Origin of the sequence: Streptacidiphilus pinicola, assembly GCF_003258295.1 — a bacterium.
In the GTDB taxonomy this organism is placed as follows: domain Bacteria; phylum Actinomycetota; class Actinomycetes; order Streptomycetales; family Streptomycetaceae; genus Streptacidiphilus; species Streptacidiphilus pinicola.
Map to the genome: position 1 here is coordinate 1 of NZ_QKYN01000010.1, position 17,776 is coordinate 17,776.

Below are 17,776 nucleotides of genomic sequence, written 5' to 3' on the forward strand. Positions count from 1 at the left end.
GAAGGCCAAGGCCGCCGCCGACGCGAAGGCTGCCGCCGACGCCAAGGCGAAGGCTGACGCCGCTGCCAAGGCCGCCGCGGCCGCTGCCGCCGCCAAGGCCGCGCAGCCGGTCTACGCGAACAACCTGAGCGGCTGGATCGCCCAGGCGCAGGCCATCCTGGCCGCCCACGGCGACCACGTCCCGCCGGCCGCCGCGATCGAGGCTCGCGCCATGACCGAGTCCTCCGGCAACCCGAGCGCCATCAACAACTGGGACTCCAACGCCGCCGCGGGCACCCCGTCGAAGGGTCTGATGCAGACCATCGACTCGACGTTCGCCACCTACGCGCTGCCCGGCCACACGGACATCTGGAACCCGGTCGACAACATCGTCGCCGCCGTCCGTTACGCGAACGCCACCTACGGCGCGTTCGAGAACGTCGCCTACGGCACCCAGGGCTACTGATCCGCACCCCTGCTCCAGCGGCGGTTTAACCCTGTCCTCGCCGCTGGCCCGAAGGCCGCCCTCGCTTCCGAGCGAGGGCGGCCTTTTTTCGGCCTTGCGTTATACCCCATAGGGGTATACAAAGGAGGAGTGTCGAGATACCCCAGGGGGGTACGACGGAGGAGGTGGCACCCCATGAGTACGACAGTCGGCCACAGCGACCACAAGGACGACGTCCTCAAGCGGCTGCGCCGCGTCGAGGGCCAGGTGCGCGGGCTGCAGCGGATGGTCGAGCAGGACGCCTACTGCATCGAGGTGCTCACCCAGGTCGCCGCGACCACGGGGGCGCTCCAGTCGTTCGCGCTGACCGTGCTGGAGGAGCACCTGGGTTCCTGCGTGGCAGACGCGGTGCGCGCGGGCGGCGAGGAGGCCGGCGCCAAGGTCGCCGAGGCCACTGCCGCGGTCGCCCGCCTGCTCCGCACCTGACCGATCCACCGCACCGGCTCGCACACCCACCGTTCCGCGGAGATGATCACACCATGTCGGCCCTTCACGCCCTGCTCCACGCCCTGTCCATCACCGGATCGATGACCTGGGCGATCACCTGGGCGCTGATCCTCGGTTTCCTGCTCTCCGCGATCGTCCAGGCGGTGGTGCGCAAGGACACCGTGGTCCGCCTGATGGGCGACGACCGCCCGCGCACGCTCGCCGTCTCCTCGCTGCTCGGCATGGCGTCCTCGTCCTGCTCCTACGCGGCCGTGGCGTTGGCGCGCTCGCTCTTCCGCAAGGGCGCCGACTTCACCGCGGCGATGGCCTTCGAGATCGCCTCGACCAACCTCGTGGTCGAACTCGGCGTGATTCTCGCCCTGCTGATGGGGTGGCAGTTCACGCTGGCCGAGTTCACCGGCGGTCCGATCATGATCGTGCTGCTCGCGGTGCTGTTCCGGCTCACCCTGCGCGGCAGGCTCCTGCGCGAGGCCCGCGAGCAGGCCGACCGCGGCGTCGCCGGCTCGATGGAGGGCCATGCGGCGATGGACATGTCCGTGAGCGGCGAGGGCTCGTTCTGGAGGCGCCTGCTGTCGCGCCGCGGCTACACCTCCGTCTCCCACGTCTTCGTGATGGAGTGGGCGGCGATCCTGCGCGACCTGGTGATCGGCCTACTGGTCGCGGGCGCGATCGCGGCCTGGGTGCCGGACTCCTTCTGGCAGCACTTCTTCTTCGACGGCCACCCGCTGCTGTCGAAGATCTGGGGCCCGCTGATCGGCCCGATCGTGGCGCTGGTGTCCTTCGTCTGCTCGATCGGCAACGTGCCGCTGGCGGTCGTGCTGTGGAAGGGCGGTATCAGCTTCGGCGGCGTGGTCGCCTTCATCTTCGCGGACCTGCTGATCCTGCCGATCCTGAACATCTACCGGAAGTACTACGGCACCCGGATGGCGATCTACCTGGCCGGGACCTTCTACCTAGCGATGGTCGCGGCCGGCTACGCGGTGGAACTGCTCTTCGGTGGGCTCGGCCTGATCCCGGACCAGGCCGACGCGAGGATCCCCATGGAGGGGATCAGCTGGAACTACACCACGTACCTCAACATCGCCTTCCTGCTCCTGGCCGCGGCGCTGCTGATCCGGTTCTTCCGCACCGGCGGCCGCGGCATGCTCGCCATGATGGGCGGCTCCCCCGACGCGCCGGACCACGGCGGGACGGACCACGGGGCGATGGACCACCACTCGATGTCGCACGAGGGACATCAGCACCACTGACCGCATCGGCGTGGACGGCCGTCGCCTCCAGGCCGTCCACGTACCCGACCGGGCGCCCACCAGTTCCAGCGACCCAGCAGCCGCATCGTCGCGGGCACCAGCAGCGCACGCACCAGCGTCACGTCGACCACGATCGCGGTGATCATGCCGACACCGATCAGCTTGACGAAGACGATGTCGCCCGCCGCGAAACCGGCCACCACCACGACGAGCAGCAGCGCCGCGGTGGTGATGATCCGTCCGGTGCGCTCCAGGCCGAGCGCGACGGAGGAGACGGTGTCCCGGGTCTCCTCCCAGGCCTCGCGCACCCGGGAGAGCAGGAAGATCTCGTAGTCGGTGGCCAGCCCGAACAACACCGCGAAGACCAGGATCGGGATGGTGGGCTCGATGACGCCCGTGGGCGTGAACCCGAGCAGGCGGGAGAGGTGGCCGTCCTGGAAGACCCAGACCATCACCCCGAACGACGCGCCGATCGAGATCAGGTTCATCGCCACCGCCTTCAGCGGCAGCAGCACCGAGCGGAAGGCCGCGAAGAGCGGCACCAGCGTGACGCCGACCAGGATCGCCAGCATCCACGGCAGGCGCCGCCCCAGGCCGGCCAGGCGGTCCACGTCCTCCGCCGGCGCCCCGCCGACGAGCACCCGGACGCCACCGGGTTCGCTCAGCCGGCGCACGGCCCGGACCACGCCGTAGGCCTGACGTCCCGTCCGCGCGCCGGGATAGCCGACCGCCAGCAGCGTGTCGGCGCCGTGCCGGGCGACCACCTGAACGCCGAGGACGTCCGGCAGCGCCCGGACGGGGTCGACGACCTCCCGCACCCGACCCGGCCCCGCGCCCTCGACCAGCAGCTGCACCGGCGCGTCCACCGCGCGCGGGAAGTCCGCGGCGATGGCCTCGGGCACGACGCGGGCCTGGCTCGCCGCGGGCAGCACCCGCTCGTCCGCGCCGCCGAACCGTACATGCAGGAAGGGCAGCGTCAGCACGGTCAGCGCGACCAGGCTGGCGACGACGTAACGCCACGGCCGGCGCATGACGCTGCCGCCCAGCCGCTCCCAGCCGCCGCGCGCCGCCATGCGGCGGCGGTAGGAGCGCCGGGGCAGCGGCACCCGCAGCGCGTTGATCCGGTGCCCGAGCACGGCGAGCGCGGCGGGCAGCACGGTGAGCGCCGCGAGCATGGCCACCACGACCGCCGCCGCCCCGCCGAGCGCCATGGAGCGCAGGAAGACCTCCGGGAAGACCAACATGCTGGCCAGCGCCAGGGTGACCGTCAGCCCGGACAGCAGGACCGTCCGCCCCGCGCTGCTCATCGTCCGGGCGATCGCTCCCCGTGGCCCCCACCCGGACCGCAGCTCCTCGCGGAAGCGACCGACGAACAGCAGCGAGTAGTCGATCGCCATGCCCAGCCCGAGCAGGGTGATCGTGTTCACCGCGAAGACCGACACGAGCGTGACGGCGGCCAGCCACCGGGTGACGGCCAGCGCGCCCACGACGGCGATCCCGCCGACCAGCACCGGCATCCCGGCGGCGACCAGCCCGCCGAAGATCACGACCAGCAGTGGCACCGCGAGCACCAGTGCGATCTTCTCGCCGCGCGCGACGTCCGCCATGGTCATGGCGTCGGCCGTGGCGTCGATGGCGACCTGCCCGCCGAGCCGCGTCCGCAGCCCCGGCACCGCGAGCTCCGGCCGCAGCGCGGACAGCTCCCGCGCCTTGCCGACCGGGTCGGCCGCGGCGAGCCGGATCACGGCGTAGGTGGCGTGGCGGTCCCGGGAGACGAGGGCCGGATCGTGTGCGTCGTAGTAGTCCGCGACTTCGGCGATCCCGGCGCGCCCGCGCAGCGCGTCGAGCGCCGGGAGGAGCCGCTCACGGAACGACGGGTCGTCCACGGTCGCCGTCGCACTGGAATACAGGGCCAGCAAGTCCGGCTCGTCGCCGTTGAATTCGACGGACACCCGGTGGGCCACGCGCGCCGAGTCACTCCCGGGATCGCTGAACCCGCCGCTGATCAGCTTCTCCAGTCCACCGGCGGCGCCGAGCGCGCCGAGCACCGCGCAGAGCAGGGCGGCGATCAGGATCGGCCAGCGGAGCGGGATCACCAGCCGCCCCCACCGGCCGAGCAGCGCGCTGCTTCGCCGACTTCTGGACCTTCTGGAGCTACCGGATATCACGACACACTCACTTCACAGAAAAACCGAACTCACGAAGTAGTGCTGCCGTTGAGCCGATTTGACACACAATTCGCCCAACTGGGCTAGCGCCGCAGGGGTGCGGTCCGGGCCGGGCGGGTCGGTCACGGCCCCTGGTGAGAGCCGCACGAGGGGCTACGGCCGTGTCGGCGCGGATGCGGGCAACGCTCCGCCGTCGGTTACCCCTATCGTGGGTGCCCACCGCCCTAGACCATCGACTCAGCCAGGGACCTTCCGCTTATGACCCTCGCTCCCGTGCAAAGCAGCAGCACCGTTCCGTCACCGCTCGCGTCGCCCGAGGCGCGGGAGGACCTCAACCGCTATGCCGAGGCCGGTGGATTCACCCTCCGTGCCGAGACGCATCCCTGGTACGCCGCGTTCGCCTCCGTCTCCCGCCTGGACGAGGCGCGCGCCGCGTCCAGCATCCTCGCGGAGCTGCGCGGCCACAACGTCCCCGATCTGCAGCAGGCCGCGGAGCGCCTCGCCTCGGTCCCCGGCTTCGACGCGCCCACGACCGTCCGCGAGACCGCGACCCTCGTCTCCCTGCTGGCGCGCGTCCGCGCCACGCTGGAGGTACTGCACCCCGACACGTACCTGACGGAGGCCCACACGCTCGACGCCCTGCTGGCCGCGACGGCCACGCCCGCGTGGCGCGCGGAGCGCGGCGTCAGCCAGTCCTGGTGGCAGCGCACCCTCCTTGCCCGCCGCGCCCGCGGCCTCGCCGCGGCGCGCGGCGCCCGCCGCGAGGACCTCCACACCGCGCTGGCCGAGGCCGCGGCGACCCGCAGCAAGTGGGTGTCACTCGCCACCACGGGCACGCGTCCCACGCTTCCGTCCGACGCGGGCTTCCTCGACACCGCGGTCCCCGCCGCGGAGGCCGCGCTCACCGGCCTCGACGAGCTGACGGCCCTGCTGGGCCGGAAGGTCTCCCTGACCGCGCTCCCCTTCGAGGCCCTCACCGACCTCCTCGACCGCCTCGCGAGCGACGAGGGCACCCTCTACCGCCTCCCTCGCCTCCGCGAACTCCACGACACCCTGACGGCCCAGGGCCTCACCGACCTCCTCGCCCAACTCACCGAGGAACAGGCCGATGTGAAGACCACCGCCGCCCTCATCGCCCAACGCACGGCACTCGACGCGGCCCCAGCCGCGAAGCCAACGGCCGCCGACGCGGCCACCGTCGCGGACGCCGACGCGGAGGCGGAGCCGACCGCCGAGGCCGACGCCGCGCTGAGCGCGGAGGCCGCGCCCGAGCCGGCCACCGAGGCGCAGCCGGAGGCTGACGCCGAGCCGGAGCCGCTCGCCCAGGCCGAGCTGGTGGCCGACGCGGAGGCCGAGGCCATCGCCGACACCACGACCGAGCCGATCGCCGAGGCACAGCCGGAGGCTGACGCCGAAGCGGCGCCGGAGGCCATCGCGGAGGCGAAGGCCATCGCCGACACCACGACCGAGCCGATCGCCGAGGCGCAGCCGGAGGCTGACGCCGAGGCAGAGCCCGTCGCCCAGGCCGAGCCGGCTGCGGAGACGGTCGCCGAAGCGGAGACCGTGGCCGACAGCCTGCTGGAGGCCGAGTCGGCGCCCGAGGGCGAGGCTGTCCTGCCCGAGGCGGAGCCCGTGGCCGGTGCCCTGCTGGACACCGGGCTCGTGTCCGAGGAGTCGGCACTGTCCGCCGCGCCCGAGGTCGACGCCGAGGCGGAGCCGGTCGCCGAAGCGGCGCCGGAGGCGATCGCGGAGGCGGAGGCCATCGCCGACGCCACGACCGAGCCGGTCGCCGAGGTACAGCCGGAGGCTGACGCCGAAGCGGAGCCCGTCGCCCAGGCCGAGCCGGCTGCGGAGGCGGTCGCCGAGGCGGAGCCCGTGGCCGACAGCCTGCTGGAGGCCGAGTCGGCGCCCGAGGGCGAGGCTGGCCTGCCCGACGCGGCGGGCGCCGCCGAGGCGGAGCCGGTGGCCGGTGCCCTGCTGGACACCGGGCTCGCGCCCGAGGTCGACGCCGAGGCGGAGTCGATCGTGACCGACGCCCCCGACGCCGACCCGGCGTCCGAGGCTGAGCCGGTCGCCGACGTCCTGCCGGACACCGGGCTCGCGTCCGAGGACGAGGCGCCCGCCGCCGAGGCGCGGACGCGGCCCGACGTCGTGGCGGGGAAGCCCGTGACCGCGTACAGCGCGGAGCAGTTGGAGGCGATCGTGCGGTGGATCGACGCCGATGGGGTCGAGCGCAGTGACGAGGAACTGCTGCGGGCGGGGATGAAGGAGCTCGGGTTCTCGCGGCTCGGGCCGAGGATCAAGGAGGCGCTCGGGGCGGCCGTGGCCGCGGCCCGGGGCTGAGCTGACGGCGGTGACGTTCAGTGGGCGGCGGCGTAGCCGCCGTCCACGTGGACGGAGACGACGTGCTGGATGAAGCGCGTCCCGCAGTGGTCCTGCGGGACGACCAGCTGAGGGCCGCGCGGGGCGGTCGGGACGCCGTCGACCGACGTCGCGAGCAGGACCGGGAACGCGGAGAACTCGGGGTCGATCTCGGCCCAGGAGAGCAGCGCCCGGTGGCCGTCCGCGCCGCGGACGCAGATGAGGAAGCGGGCGCGGTCCTTCCGCGCGGTCGGGTGGAAGTCGGGCTCGGCGTCGCGCAGGACGTCGTACAGCAGTGGGCCCGCGAACGAGTGCCGTTGCGTGCCGCTGGTCGCGCAGGCGAAGTCCGCACGGGTGGCGTGTTCCGTCCAGGCCCGCAGCTCGGGGGCGGTCAGGCGTCTCGGACGCCTGAGGTCGCCGGTCATCTCGATCACGCCGGGAACGGTCAGCACCGCGGGTTCACCTCCAGTCGGCGACCGCCGCCCGGTCGCCGACTGGACTGCTGCCCCACCCTGTGAGCGGCGACACCTGCCCCTCGCAGCTGCCAGCCGACAACCAGAAGAGCCGCCGCATCTGCGAGCCAGGATGCCCGCTCGTCTTCCTATCTGAGACGGCGTCAACCGCTCTGCCGCGCCGCGCCCGCCACCGCCTCCATCGCCGCCGCCTCGCGCGGCGTGCGCGGGCGCGCGCCGAGGCCGAAGAAGCCGCCCTCGTTGTTGGCCTCGGCGACCGCCGCCGCGATCTCGTCGAGGAACGTGCGGAACCCGGCCAGCTCGCTGGGCGCGACGCGGGCGACGATCGCCGCCGCCGAGCGGATGCCGTGCAGCGCGGTCTTCTCGTAGTCGGCGTAGCGGGTGTCCCCGCGCAGGCCGGTGTCGAAGCTCGCCGCCGCGGCCAACTCCCGGACGAGTCGCCGCGGATGGTTGACGCTCGCCTCGCGCAGCAACTGCACCATGGCGACGATCTCCTCCGCGTCGACCTCTCCCTCGGCCAGCGCGACCAGCACGCCCGCAGCCGTCAGGGCCTGCCGCAGCACCGCCCATTCCGCGGGGGTGAAGTCCGACTCCCCCACGCCGTCGGCGCCTGCGCCGAGCCGCAGCACCTGGAAGCCGACGTCGGCCAGCACGGTCGGCAGGTAGCGGACGGCGTCGACGGCCTGCGCCCGTGCGCGGTCCGAGAGTTCGTCCCAGGGCGCCAGATCGCCGCCCCGGCGGTACGGATCGGGCCCTCCGCTCAGGCGGTGTTCGTGCTCCAGCCGGGCGAGCACCTGCGCCTCGTGCTCCTCGAACGCGAGGAGCATGTCACCCCCGCCGACCTCGCCGAGGTCCTCGACCGAGATCACCTCCGAGGTCGGGAACATCAGGCAGCCGATCGCGGCCAGGCTGTCGCCTACCATGCGCGCGTGCTGCCGGCCCGCCTCCCGCAGCTCCTCGGGGAGCTCGTGCCAGGGGCGCAGTGACGGTCGGACGACGAGTTCCAGCGTCGCGTCGGCGCGTGCCTGCATCCGGCTCTGGTGCAGCGCCTGGGCGAGGTGCTCGGTGACCTGGGCGGCGGTGTAGTCGGAGAGGCTGTCGATGACCCGGTCCTGCGCGACCAGGCGCGCCTTCATGCGCCGGCACTCGTGCAGGATGGCCTCGGCGTCGAGGAAGGTCTGCTCGGAGCGCCGGTCGCCGGCCAGGCTCAGCACCTTCTGGCCGACCATGATAACGATCATGAAGACCAGCTGCGCGAAGGTCGACAGAAAGCTCATGAACGCGAACGGGTACGGATCGAAGGTCTGCCAGCCCAGCTCGGCCAGGCCGATCCAGACCACCTGCGTCCCGGCGGCGATGTAGAACGCGCCCATGCTGCCCAGGCGTTGGGTGAGCCACGCGGCGATCCTGCCGTTGATCCCGATCACCTGGTCGATCGCCTGCGGCGGCGGCTGCACCCGGTGCCGGCGGATCCACGGGTGTGGGCTGGACTCCAGCAGGCTGGCGCCCCGGCCCAGCGCCCGGTCGTGCCGGTCCAGATGCGCCTGCAGGTCAGCGACCTGCACGAAGATCGCCTCGGCGTTCTCGTAGGTCTGTACCGCGCGGCGGTCCGCCGCCAGGCCCAACACCCGCTGGCCGACCAGGATCACCGCGCACAGCACCAGCTGTACCACGTTGTTGATGAACAGCAGGAACCCGAACGGGTAGGGGTCCACGCGATGCAGCGGGCCCCAGGTGGCGAGGACCATCCACCCGGTGCAGAAGGTCAGCGTGACGTACAGGGTGGGCATCGATCCCACCCCCTGGGTCAACGCCGCCGCGATGGCGCCGTTGATGCCGACCCGTTCGTCGGAGATCGTGACCGGTTGCTTGGGCAGCCCGGCCGCCGTACCGACTTCACTCACACGTGCTCCCGAGGTCGCGCCGAAGAACCGCTGCAGGCAGGGGACTTGCACGCGCACACGCGTGCCGCGTCCCCTGCCTGCAATCTATCCAAAGGCGTCGCGGGCCGACCTCGGACGGACGTCAGGTGAGGCGCAGCCGGGTCTCGAACTCGTGCTCGCCGGAGACCCACCCGAGGTCCTGCACGGTGAAGACACCCGCCAGCAGAGCCCGCGCCTGCTCGACCGCGTCGGCCGGGCCCAGGATGTCCACGTCGACGGGCCGGCTCAGGTGCGCGGGGCTGCTGTGCACCGAGACCGCCGCACCGGACGTGGTCAGGAAGGAGCGCGCCCGGCACATGGTCGCGGGCGTCGGCGGCGTCGCGGTCATGGGCATCGTGCTCGCGGGCGTCCCCGGCATCGCGGTGGTGGGCAGCGGGGCCAGCGGCATCGGGATGGGCGCCATCTCGGTCGTGGCCTGGAACGCCTCCGCGAGGACGGCGAGAACCGCGTCCCCGTCGTGCGGGTCGTGCTCGACGACCTCGACGGTGATCTCATCTGTGGTGGTCATCGGTACCTCCTCGGCCGTTCTCCCCCAGTCAAGCTCTCTTTCCGCCCTACCGCTACCTCGTCCCCGGAGACGCGGAGACCTCAAAGGACCGCGAGGCCGGTGGCGGAGCAGCTGAGCGCCGCGCCGCCGGAGTCGGTGGCGCTGACCTGCAGCGACGCGGCGGTCCCGACGGTGCCGGTCTCGTTGCCCGCGGGTTCAGCGGGCGGCGTCCAGCTGCCGCGAGAGCAGCGCCGGGGCCTCCCGCAACGAGGGTCCGTACCAGGTCAGATGACGGCCACTCACCAAGGCGGCCGGGATGCCGGGGAAGGCCTCGGGGCCGTCCGTCGTGGTGAACCGGTACGGCTCGTCCGGCAGCACGACCAGCTCCGCCCCGCACCCGCGCAGTTCGTCGAGCGGAACGGCCGGATAGCGCTCGGGGTGGTCCGCGTAGAGTTGCGCGACCCCGAGGCGGCGCAGCACGTCCCCGGCGAAGGTGTCCCGGCCGAGGACCATCCACGGCCGGCGCCAGATCGGCACGACCGCGCGGCGCGCGGAGTCCGGCGTGGGCAGCGCGTCCCAGGCCTGCCGGGCCTCGTCCAGCCAGGACGGGCGCGGCAGGCCGCAGGCGCGGGTGAGCAGCCGCTCCAACGAGCGGAAGGCCTGGTCCAGGGTGCGCACCTCGGTGACCCAGACGGCGAGGCCGGCCCGCCGCAACGCCTCCAGGTCGGCGGCGCGGTTCTCCTCCTCGTTGGCGACCACGAGATCGGGCCGCAGCGCGGCGATCCGCTCCACCTCGGGGTTCTTGGTGCCGCGGACCCTGACGACGTCGAGCCCGGCGGGGTGGGTGCACCAGTCGGTGGCGCCGACCAGCAGGCCCGGGGCCGTGACCGCGAGCGCCTCGGTCAGCGAGGGCACCAGCGAGACGACGCGTGTCACGGCGCCGAGCACGAGCGGTGTGCCCTGGTCGTCGGTGACGGCGCGGGGCCCGGGTGCCGGAGTCATGCCGCCACGCTACCGGCCGTCGACCAGGGACCGCTCAGCCGAGCGGACGGCAGAGCAGGGCGTCGGGCACGCCGCCGTCGTTCCAGTTCCAGGTGTAGGCGACCCCGGCGAGGTACTCGTCGTCGGCGCACTGGCCCTTGTAGTAGCCCGGCGCCCAGTCGCTGGCCGTCGAGCCGCCCGTGGACGGGCGGTTGTCGCCGTGGTCGAACCAGACGTCGTGGCCGCCGGTCGGCAGCGGCGCCGCGGACGGGGCGCAGAGCAGGGCGGCCATGGCGTTGCTGTGCACGCTGTAGCCGACGGCGAAGGTGTTGTCCGGGCACTGGAGCTTGCTGTAGCCGGATGCCCAGTCGCCCTCGGTGACGTAGCGCTCGTCGGTGACCACCGTCCAGGCGCCGGCGGCCTTCTGCGGCTGGCCCGCGTCCGTGCACAGGCCACGGCTGTCGCTGCGGCCGAGTGCGACCAGGCGCTCGGAGTCGGGGCAGTCGCCCTTGCGGTTGCCGGAGGACCAGTCCGGCTGGGCCAGCATGGTGGCGGACACGTCGTAGTCGGCGTGGTCGAGGTCGAGCATGTTCCAGTGGTTCACCGGGGCGATCGGTCCGCCGGCGCTCGGCGCGGAGACCAGCTTGTCCCAGTCGGCCGCTCGCCAGTCGCCGCCGTCCTCCAGGCCGGTGCGGTGCCCCCGGGCGTCGTAGGAGAGCAGCGCCCAGTTGTCCTGGAGGTTGCCGCTCGCGTCGGTCCAGCCGATCAGCGGCCAGACGGCGAAGTCGGTGTCGTTCGCGGCGAGGATGTTCGTGAAGGCGTCGAACCAGGCCTGCTCCTTGGTGTCCGTCGAGCCGCGTCCGGCGGCGCCGAACTCGCTGACCCACACCGGCGCGGTGAAGTGCTGCCCGGACTGCGTGACGAACAGCGCCTCCTGGCTGACGACCTGGGCGAGCTGGTCCGGTGTGAAGTCCTCGTAGCGCGGGTCGCTGGTGGCGCCGAGGCCGCTGGTGGCACCGGAGTTGGCGGGGCCGGTGTAGGCGTAGAAGTGCGCGGCGTAGACCAGCTTGCCGGAGTCGATCAGGGTGTTGGAGAGGTTCGCGACCGGGGTGAGCATCGGGCGGCCGTGCGGCAGGCCGTTGAGCGGAATGCCGTACCAGTTGATGCCCTCCATGATGACGAGCAGGTCGGGGTCGGCCTGGAGGATCCTGTTGCCGGCCTCCTCGAAGGCCGCGTACTCGTCGTGGGCGTCGTACCAGCCCCAGTTGGGGTCGTCGGTGGTGTCGCGTCGCACCTCGTTGCGCAGGTCGGCGCCGACGACGCGCTTGTCGGCCCGGTAGCGGTTCACCATGAACAGCCAGTCGGACTCCCACGCTTCCGTCGTCTGGCCGCTGTTCCAGCGCTCGTTGCCGTCCAGACCGCAGCACCAGCGGTAGCTGGTGGTGTGGTTGTTGAGGATCACCGCGAACCCGTCGCCGGTCAGCGCCGCCACGACGGCGTCGTAGACCTGCAGCGGAGTGTCGCCGCGCAGTTGGGGGTTGGCGGCGACGGCCGCGTCGGGAACGACCGAGGTGTCGTGGATCAGCGCGTCCGCGAAGGGCAGCCGGATCGCGTTCAGGCCGAGGCCGTGCAGGTCGACCAGGATCGTCGCGAGCGGCACGCGGTCCAGGCCCAGCGGGATGTCGTAGGAGACCTCGCCGTGCTCGTTGTTCGCGGGGTCGGTGGTCGATCCGCTGCCGAGGTAGTGACCCTGGGCGCCGTCCCAGTTGCCGGCCTTGAGCTTGAAGCGGTTGCCGTTCGCGTCGACGATGTACCGCCCCCGGGTGCTGAGCGGCCCGCTCCAGGACGCGGCGAGCTGCGGCCCGGTCAGCACCGTCGGCGCTCCCGCGGCAGTGACGGCGGACGCGGCGGCGGCGCCGGGCGCCCCCAGCGGCCCGCTCACCAGGGCGGCGACCGCCGCAACGGTGGCCAGCAGGCGGCGTAGAGCCCGCACGGGGCGGGCGGGACGGACAGGTCCCACGTGAATCTCCAGACGTGAGCTGTACTCGTGTTAGCTACTGTCCGGTACAGAGTGGCAGCCGGAGGACCGGCTGACTAGAGAACGAAGGCCGCGATCTCCGCCAGGCCGGGCCGGTAACCGTCCGAGGTGTCCACGGTGAGGGTGGGGACGTCCAGGGCGAGGGGGACGTGGGCGTCGAGCGACCGCTCCCCCGCGGCGAGGGCCGCCAGCAGTTCCCGGTCGCCGTGGGCGGCCCGGTGCGGGTTCGCGGCGACGCGGCGCAGGATGCGGTCGTGGGCGAGCGCGGCCGGGGTCTCGCACCGCACGACGCGGATCCGCGCGAGCGGGGCCAGCGGCTCCAGGCCGCGACGCCACAACCGGTCCTGGTACGCGGCCTCGGCCACCACCGTCACCCCGGCACGCAGCAGCACTCCCAGGACGTCGAAGAACGCGTCGAGCGCCGGACGGTTGAGGGGGTCCTCGCCGCCGCTCCGGTAGCCGGGCGTGGACAGCACCAGACCCTGCTTGATCTCGTCGCGCACGATCGCGGGACAGCCCAGCTCGCCCGCGAGCGCGTGGGCCAGGGTGGTCTTGCCGGTGCCGGGACCGCCGCTCACCACGGCCAGGGTCGGTGCGGTGCGCGTGCCCCCTGGGCCGGTCACTCGCCGGCGGCGGTGTGCGGACGACGGGCCCGCGCGAGGGCCGCCGGGAGGGCGACGCGCTGCGCGTGGTCGAGCTCGCCGACGCAGGTGGCCTCCGAGGCGCGGAGCTGGGCGAGGATCTCGTGCGCCGTGATCGGGCCCATGCCCGGGAGCGCGCGCAGCAGGGCGCCGAGGCTCATGCCGGCGGCGACCGCGTCGCCGCCGTCCCAGGCGTCGAGGCAGACGTGCGCCAGCCGGGCCGGGCCGCCCTCGGCCACCGCGGCCAGCAGCATCTCCTGCGCCCGGCGCAGCGCCGGGCTGATCCGGTCGGCCGGTGCGGGTCCCGATGTACGACCGAGCATGATCGCCGCCTTTCGCTCGATGGCTTGCCACAACCAACACTACCTCCCAGCAACTCTTGATGCATGCAATACTTCAGGCATGGCGAATCCAGCGACTCGAATTCCGCAGGCGACCCCGAGCGCGGACGAGATCCAGGCCTTCCAGCGCGCGACCCGCGACCTGATCGGGGTCGCGCTCCACAGCCTGGAGGCCGTGGGCGGCGGCATATCGCTGCCGCAGATGCGCATGCTGCTCGCGCTCGACGACCTCGGGCGCTGCCCGTCCTCGACCGTGGCCCGCACCCTGGGCCTCGGCGCGTCGTCGGTGACCCGGCTGGCGGACCGCCTGGTCGCCTCCGGCCACGTGCTGCGCGGGTCCGACCCGCACCACCGCAGCGTGGTCACGCTGCAGCTCGCGCCACTCGGGCAGACCCTGGTCGACCAGGTGCTGCGGTGGCGGGAGCAGGAACTCGCCCGGATCCTCACCCGGATCCACCCCGCGCTCCGCGCCGCCACCGCCGACGGCCTGGACGCCTTCCACCACGTCGTGGGCGAGGACTACGCGGCCGACCTGCACGGCCCCGTCCCGCTGTGACGGCCCGAAACCGAAGAGCTGCCCGAACTGAACAGAAGTGGAGCAACATGCGTACCGCGCACGCCTCCAAACACGTCCACCTCGGTGACTTCACCGTCCGCCCCCGGATGCTGGCCATCACCACCCTCGCCCTGGTCGTCGGCGGCGCCGGCTCGCTGGCCGCGCTGGCGCTGCTACGGCTGATCGGCCTGGTCACCAACCTCGTCTTCTACCAGCGCGTCAGCACCGACCTGATCGCGCCCGGCGCCATGCACCACGCCTGGTGGCTGGTGCTCGGCGCGCCCGTCGCCGGCGGGCTGGTGATCGGCGCGATGGCCCGCTACGGCTCGGAGAAGATACGCGGGCACGGCATGCCCGAGGCGATCGAGGCGATACTCACCGGCGGCAGCCGGGTCCAGCCCAAGGTCGCCGTCCTCAAGCCGGTGTCCGCCGCGATCAGCATCGGCACCGGCGGCCCGTTCGGCGCCGAAGGACCGATCATCATGACCGGCGGCGCGATCGGCTCGATCCTGGCCCAGCTGCTGCACCTGACCGCGAACGAGCGCAAGACGCTGCTCGTCTCCGGCGCCGCCGCCGGCATGGCGGCGACCTTCAACTCGCCGCTCGCCGCGATCCTGCTCGCGGTCGAGCTGCTGCTCTTCGAGTGGCGTCCGCGCAGCTTCGTGCCGGTCGTCGCGGCCGTCGCGGTGGCCACCGTGTGCCGCGGCTACCTGCTCGGTACCGCGCCCGTCTTCCCGGTCAACGCCGCCGGGCTGCACCTGACCCCGACCCTCGACGTGCTGGCCGCGGTCGTCGGCCTCACCGGCGGGGCACTCGCGGTGGCCGCGACCTGGATGGTCTACCGCGCCGAGGACGCCTTCGCCCGGCTGCCGCTGCACTGGATGTGGTGGCCCGCCATCGGCGGCCTGATCATCGGCCTCGGCGGGCTGGTCGAACCGCGCGCCCTGGGCGTCGGCTACGACGTCATCGACCAGCTGCTGACCGGCCGTGCGACCCTCGGCCTCATCATCGGCATCCTCACCGTCAAGACGCTGATCTGGTCGCTCTCACTCGGCTCCGGGACCTCCGGTGGCGTGCTCGCGCCGGTCTTCATGATCGGCGGTGCGCTGGGCGCCTGGGAGGGCATGCTCTTCCCGCACGCGATCCCCGGCTTCTGGGGCATCCTCGGCCTCGCCGCCGTCGTCGGCGGCGTGATGCGCTCACCGCTCACCGGTGTCGTGTTCACCCTCGAACTCACCCACGCCTGGGACATGTTGCTCCCGCTGGTGGTCTCCGCCACGGCGGCCTACGCGCTCTCCGCCCTGGTGCTCAAGCGCTCGGTGCTGACCGAGAAGATCGCCCGCCGTGGCCTGCACCTCACCCGCGAGTACTCCACCGACCCGCTGGAGACCTTCTTCGCCCGCGAGGTCATGCTGCCGCTGGACGACGCGGCGACGCTCACCGAGCACGACGACGTCACCCCCGAGCGGCTGCGCGCGCTGGCCGGCGCGGCCGACGCCCTGCTGCCCGTCGTCGACACCGTCGACGGCACGCTCGTCGGCGTCACCACCCGCCGCCGGCTGGCCGGGCTCGTCACCCCGGAGTCGGTCCCCGGCACGGTACGGGAGGCCACGCTGCCCTGCCGACTGGCCGTGCGCCAGGACCAGACGCTGCGTCAGGTCGCCTACCGCTTCGCGGAGACCGGCCTGACCAGCGCGCCCGTGATCGACCCGGCGACGCACCGGCCGGTCGGCGTGATCACGCTGCGCGACCTGCTCCACGCCCGCCTGCACGACCTGAACGAGGAACACCACCGCGAGCGCGTCCTCCCGCGCCAGGCCGACACCGACCGCACCCCGGTCGCCGCGGCCGCGTCCCCCGCGGACGCCGCCTGAGACCGCCCCCGGCGTCGACGCGGACACAGGCGATTCGGAGAACGGCTCCGGTCTCTGTTAAGGTGAACTCACCGACGCGGGGTGGAGCAGCTCGGTAGCTCGCTGGGCTCATAACCCAGAGGTCGCAGGTTCAAATCCTGTCCCCGCTACCACCGCGAGAGGCCGGTTCCGATCAGGAACCGGCCTTTTGCATGTGCGGATATACGGCGAACGGCCTGGGAGCCCGGTCGGGCTCCCAGGCCGTTCCCTGGCTCAGTGCGCGCGCACGGTCCAGGTGAAGGTCGTCCGGACGTAGGCGCCGGTCTCGTCCTTCGCCTCCACGGTCACGTGGAACGTGCCGACACGGGTCGGACGGCCGGTGATCACGCCGGTGCGGGCGTCGATCCGCAGGCCGGTGGGCAGCCCGACGATGGTGTAGGTCAGGTGCGAGGCGGCGACGCTGTCGTGCCCCTTCACCGCGACGCGCACGCCGCGGCCCACCACACCGGTCTGGTTCGCGATGTGAGCGATCGTCACCTTGTGCGGCGCCGAGTTCTTCACGATCGGGTGCGAGCCCTCGCAGCCACCGGCGCCGTGGTTGGCGTCGTTCGCCCAGGTCGTCTGGACCGGGAAGGAGCCGGTGGCCAGGGCCAGGTTGAACGCCACGCCGGGACCGGTGCGGACCCAGGCGCACTTGTCGCCGTTCTCGCCGCCGGAGCTGTCGTTGTCGGTGATCCAGCCACCGCTGGTCAGCACCGGGGAGCTCGGGTCGGCCGAGTAGGGGAACTGGTCGGTGACCGTCTCCGCGTACTCGTGGCTGCCGACAATGGTCACCCCGTCGAGCAGGCCCGCCGAGCCGGCGTTGACCGCGTTCGCGCCGCAGCTGTGCCCCATGTCGGTCAGGTAGGGCATGTTGGTGAAGGCGACCGGGCCGACCGGCGAGTTCACCGCGCCGCCGCCGTCGAGCGAGGAGTCACCGGTGAAGTCGTGCCAGGCGCAGAACTGGCCGCTGGGGGTGTTGAAGCCGTCCGGGTGGGTGCCGGTCGGCGAGGTGATGACGTACTGGACGTTCCGGTTGGCGGCAGCCGTCTTGTTGCCGAAGTGCTGCGCGGCCTTGACGGCCTCCTGCGCCAGCTGGTTGCCGGTCGCGGCCGACGGGGCGACGGCGGAGTCGTCGTACCAGACACCCGCGAGCGCGCCGCCGGTCGGGTAGCCGATGTGGGCGCTGGTGGCCGGGCAGCTGGTCGCACCGGTCTTGACGCCCTGGCAGTACTGGGTCATCACACCGGACCAGGTCTCACCCTTGGTGCCCAGGCCCTTGAAGAACGCCTGCTGGCGCGGGGCCATGCCGGCGGTGTCGCCGGAGAGGGTGGTGTGGCCCTGGGCGTCCTGGGAGGCGTTGCCCCACTGGGAGCCCCAGTAGATCACGTAGACCTTGGGCGCCCCGGTGGTCACACCGACGCCGTCGGTGCCGCCGTGGTACGTCATGGGCTTGGTCTGGTTGGCCGGCTTGCCCTGGCCGGACTGGTCCGCCTGCGGCGCCGCATGCGCCTGGCCGGCGGCATCCCGGAGCGGGACGGCCCCGTGGCGGTAGGCGTGACCCGCGACGGCGGCCGCGGGGGCGTCGACCGAAGCGGCGGACGCAGAGGCGAAGGCCGGCAGCGCCACGGCGGTGGCTGCGGCGATCGCGGCGGCGGCCGACCCGGCCACCAGGGTCTTCTTACGGGAGAAGGCCATGCAGGGAGTTCCTCTC

The 17,776-nt window shown here is 72.8% G+C and carries 14 protein-coding genes, 1 tRNA gene and 1 pseudogene; 7 read left to right on the forward strand and 9 right to left on the reverse strand.

From position 1 onward, the window contains the following. The 3 genes from DN069_RS02610 to DN069_RS02620 all read left to right on the forward strand — a co-directional run. On the forward strand, positions 1–445 hold a 445-nt coding region (locus DN069_RS02610), incomplete at its 5' end, for a lytic transglycosylase domain-containing protein (protein WP_165845343.1). 174 nt (positions 446–619) lie between these two features. Continuing rightward, entirely contained in the window at positions 620–910 is a 291-nt protein-coding gene (locus DN069_RS02615; RefSeq protein ID WP_111499117.1) for a metal-sensitive transcriptional regulator, read from the forward strand. 53 nt (positions 911–963) lie between these two features. Continuing rightward, entirely contained in the window at positions 964–2,181 is a 1,218-nt protein-coding gene (locus DN069_RS02620) for a permease (RefSeq protein ID WP_111499119.1), read from the forward strand. On the opposite strand, the gene DN069_RS02625 is transcribed toward DN069_RS02620, so the two are convergent. Continuing rightward, entirely contained in the window at positions 2,169–4,277 is a 2,109-nt protein-coding gene (locus tag DN069_RS02625) for an MMPL family transporter (RefSeq protein WP_207892028.1), read from the reverse strand. The two genes, DN069_RS02620 and DN069_RS02625, sit on opposite strands and share 13 nt — an antisense overlap. A 345-nt stretch (positions 4,278–4,622) precedes the next feature. Between DN069_RS02625 and DN069_RS39790 the strand changes: the two genes are divergently transcribed. Continuing rightward, positions 4,623–6,692 (forward strand): hypothetical protein, encoded by a 2,070-nt coding sequence (locus DN069_RS39790; protein ID WP_165845344.1) that lies wholly within the window; start codon positions 4,623–4,625, stop codon positions 6,690–6,692. Between the two features lie 17 nt (positions 6,693–6,709). Here DN069_RS39790 and DN069_RS02635 read toward each other — a convergent pair whose 3' ends face one another. From DN069_RS02635 to DN069_RS02665, 7 genes and pseudogenes are all read right to left on the reverse strand, one after another. Then, the gene (locus DN069_RS02635; RefSeq protein WP_243638855.1) at positions 6,710–7,162 is read right to left on the reverse strand and encodes a molybdopterin-binding protein; all 453 of its coding nucleotides are present in this window, start codon (positions 7,160–7,162) and stop codon (positions 6,710–6,712) included. A 164-nt stretch (positions 7,163–7,326) separates the two neighbouring features. Further along, positions 7,327–9,087, reverse strand: coding sequence for a DUF1003 domain-containing protein (locus tag DN069_RS02640; protein WP_111499122.1), 1,761 nt, complete (start codon positions 9,085–9,087; stop codon positions 7,327–7,329). A gap of 121 nt (positions 9,088–9,208) precedes the next feature. Further along, positions 9,209–9,634, reverse strand: coding sequence for a hypothetical protein (locus tag DN069_RS02645; RefSeq protein WP_111499124.1), 426 nt, complete (start codon positions 9,632–9,634; stop codon positions 9,209–9,211). 195 nt (positions 9,635–9,829) lie between these two features. Then, positions 9,830–10,615, reverse strand: a complete 786-nt coding sequence (locus DN069_RS02650) for a helical backbone metal receptor (RefSeq protein ID WP_243638856.1) — start codon at positions 10,613–10,615, stop codon at positions 9,830–9,832. Positions 10,616–11,378: 763 nt separating this feature from the next. Continuing rightward, positions 11,379–12,614: pseudogene (locus DN069_RS42760) on the reverse strand (glycoside hydrolase family 5 protein); the annotation flags it as partial. Between the two features lie 74 nt (positions 12,615–12,688). Then, complete coding sequence (locus DN069_RS02660; RefSeq protein WP_243638858.1) at positions 12,689–13,210, reverse strand: P-loop nucleotide/nucleoside kinase family protein; 522 nt, start codon at positions 13,208–13,210, stop codon at positions 12,689–12,691. 41 nt (positions 13,211–13,251) lie between these two features. Continuing rightward, the gene (locus tag DN069_RS02665) at positions 13,252–13,596 is read right to left on the reverse strand and encodes a hypothetical protein (protein ID WP_133259810.1); all 345 of its coding nucleotides are present in this window, start codon (positions 13,594–13,596) and stop codon (positions 13,252–13,254) included. Between the two features lie 79 nt (positions 13,597–13,675). On the opposite strand from DN069_RS02665, the gene DN069_RS02670 reads away from it, so the two are divergent. The 3 genes from DN069_RS02670 to DN069_RS02680 all read left to right on the forward strand — a co-directional run bounded on the left by DN069_RS02670 (position 13,676) and on the right by DN069_RS02680 (position 16,196). After that, on the forward strand, positions 13,676–14,170 hold the full coding sequence (locus DN069_RS02670; RefSeq protein WP_111499129.1) for a MarR family winged helix-turn-helix transcriptional regulator: 495 nt from the start codon (positions 13,676–13,678) through the stop codon (positions 14,168–14,170). A gap of 47 nt (positions 14,171–14,217) precedes the next feature. Then, entirely contained in the window at positions 14,218–16,044 is a 1,827-nt protein-coding gene (locus DN069_RS02675) for a chloride channel protein (protein ID WP_207892029.1), read from the forward strand. A 75-nt stretch (positions 16,045–16,119) separates the two neighbouring features. Beyond that, a tRNA-Met gene (locus DN069_RS02680) sits at positions 16,120–16,196 on the forward strand. A 100-nt stretch (positions 16,197–16,296) separates the two neighbouring features. On the opposite strand, the gene DN069_RS02685 is transcribed toward DN069_RS02680, so the two are convergent. After that, on the reverse strand, positions 16,297–17,760 hold the full coding sequence (locus DN069_RS02685) for an Ig domain-containing protein (RefSeq protein WP_111499130.1): 1,464 nt from the start codon (positions 17,758–17,760) through the stop codon (positions 16,297–16,299). Between the last annotated feature and the right edge of the window lie 16 nt (positions 17,761–17,776).

Bases quoted from the DNA above. Each gene is read 5' to 3' on its own strand.
- DN069_RS02675 (WP_207892029.1), top strand. From the start codon at position 14,218: ATGCGTACCGCGCACGCCTCCAAACACGTCCACCTCGGTGACTTCACC.
- DN069_RS02665 (WP_133259810.1), bottom strand. From the start codon at position 13,596: ATGCTCGGTCGTACATCGGGACCCGCACCGGCCGACCGGATCAGCCCG.
- DN069_RS02620 (WP_111499119.1), top strand. From the start codon at position 964: ATGTCGGCCCTTCACGCCCTGCTCCACGCCCTGTCCATCACCGGATCG.
- DN069_RS02650 (WP_243638856.1), bottom strand. From the start codon at position 10,615: ATGACTCCGGCACCCGGGCCCCGCGCCGTCACCGACGACCAGGGCACA.
- DN069_RS02645 (WP_111499124.1), bottom strand. From the start codon at position 9,634: ATGACCACCACAGATGAGATCACCGTCGAGGTCGTCGAGCACGACCCG.
- DN069_RS02670 (WP_111499129.1), top strand. From the start codon at position 13,676: ATGGCGAATCCAGCGACTCGAATTCCGCAGGCGACCCCGAGCGCGGAC.
- DN069_RS02615 (WP_111499117.1), top strand. From the start codon at position 620: ATGAGTACGACAGTCGGCCACAGCGACCACAAGGACGACGTCCTCAAG.
- DN069_RS02685 (WP_111499130.1), bottom strand. From the start codon at position 17,760: ATGGCCTTCTCCCGTAAGAAGACCCTGGTGGCCGGGTCGGCCGCCGCC.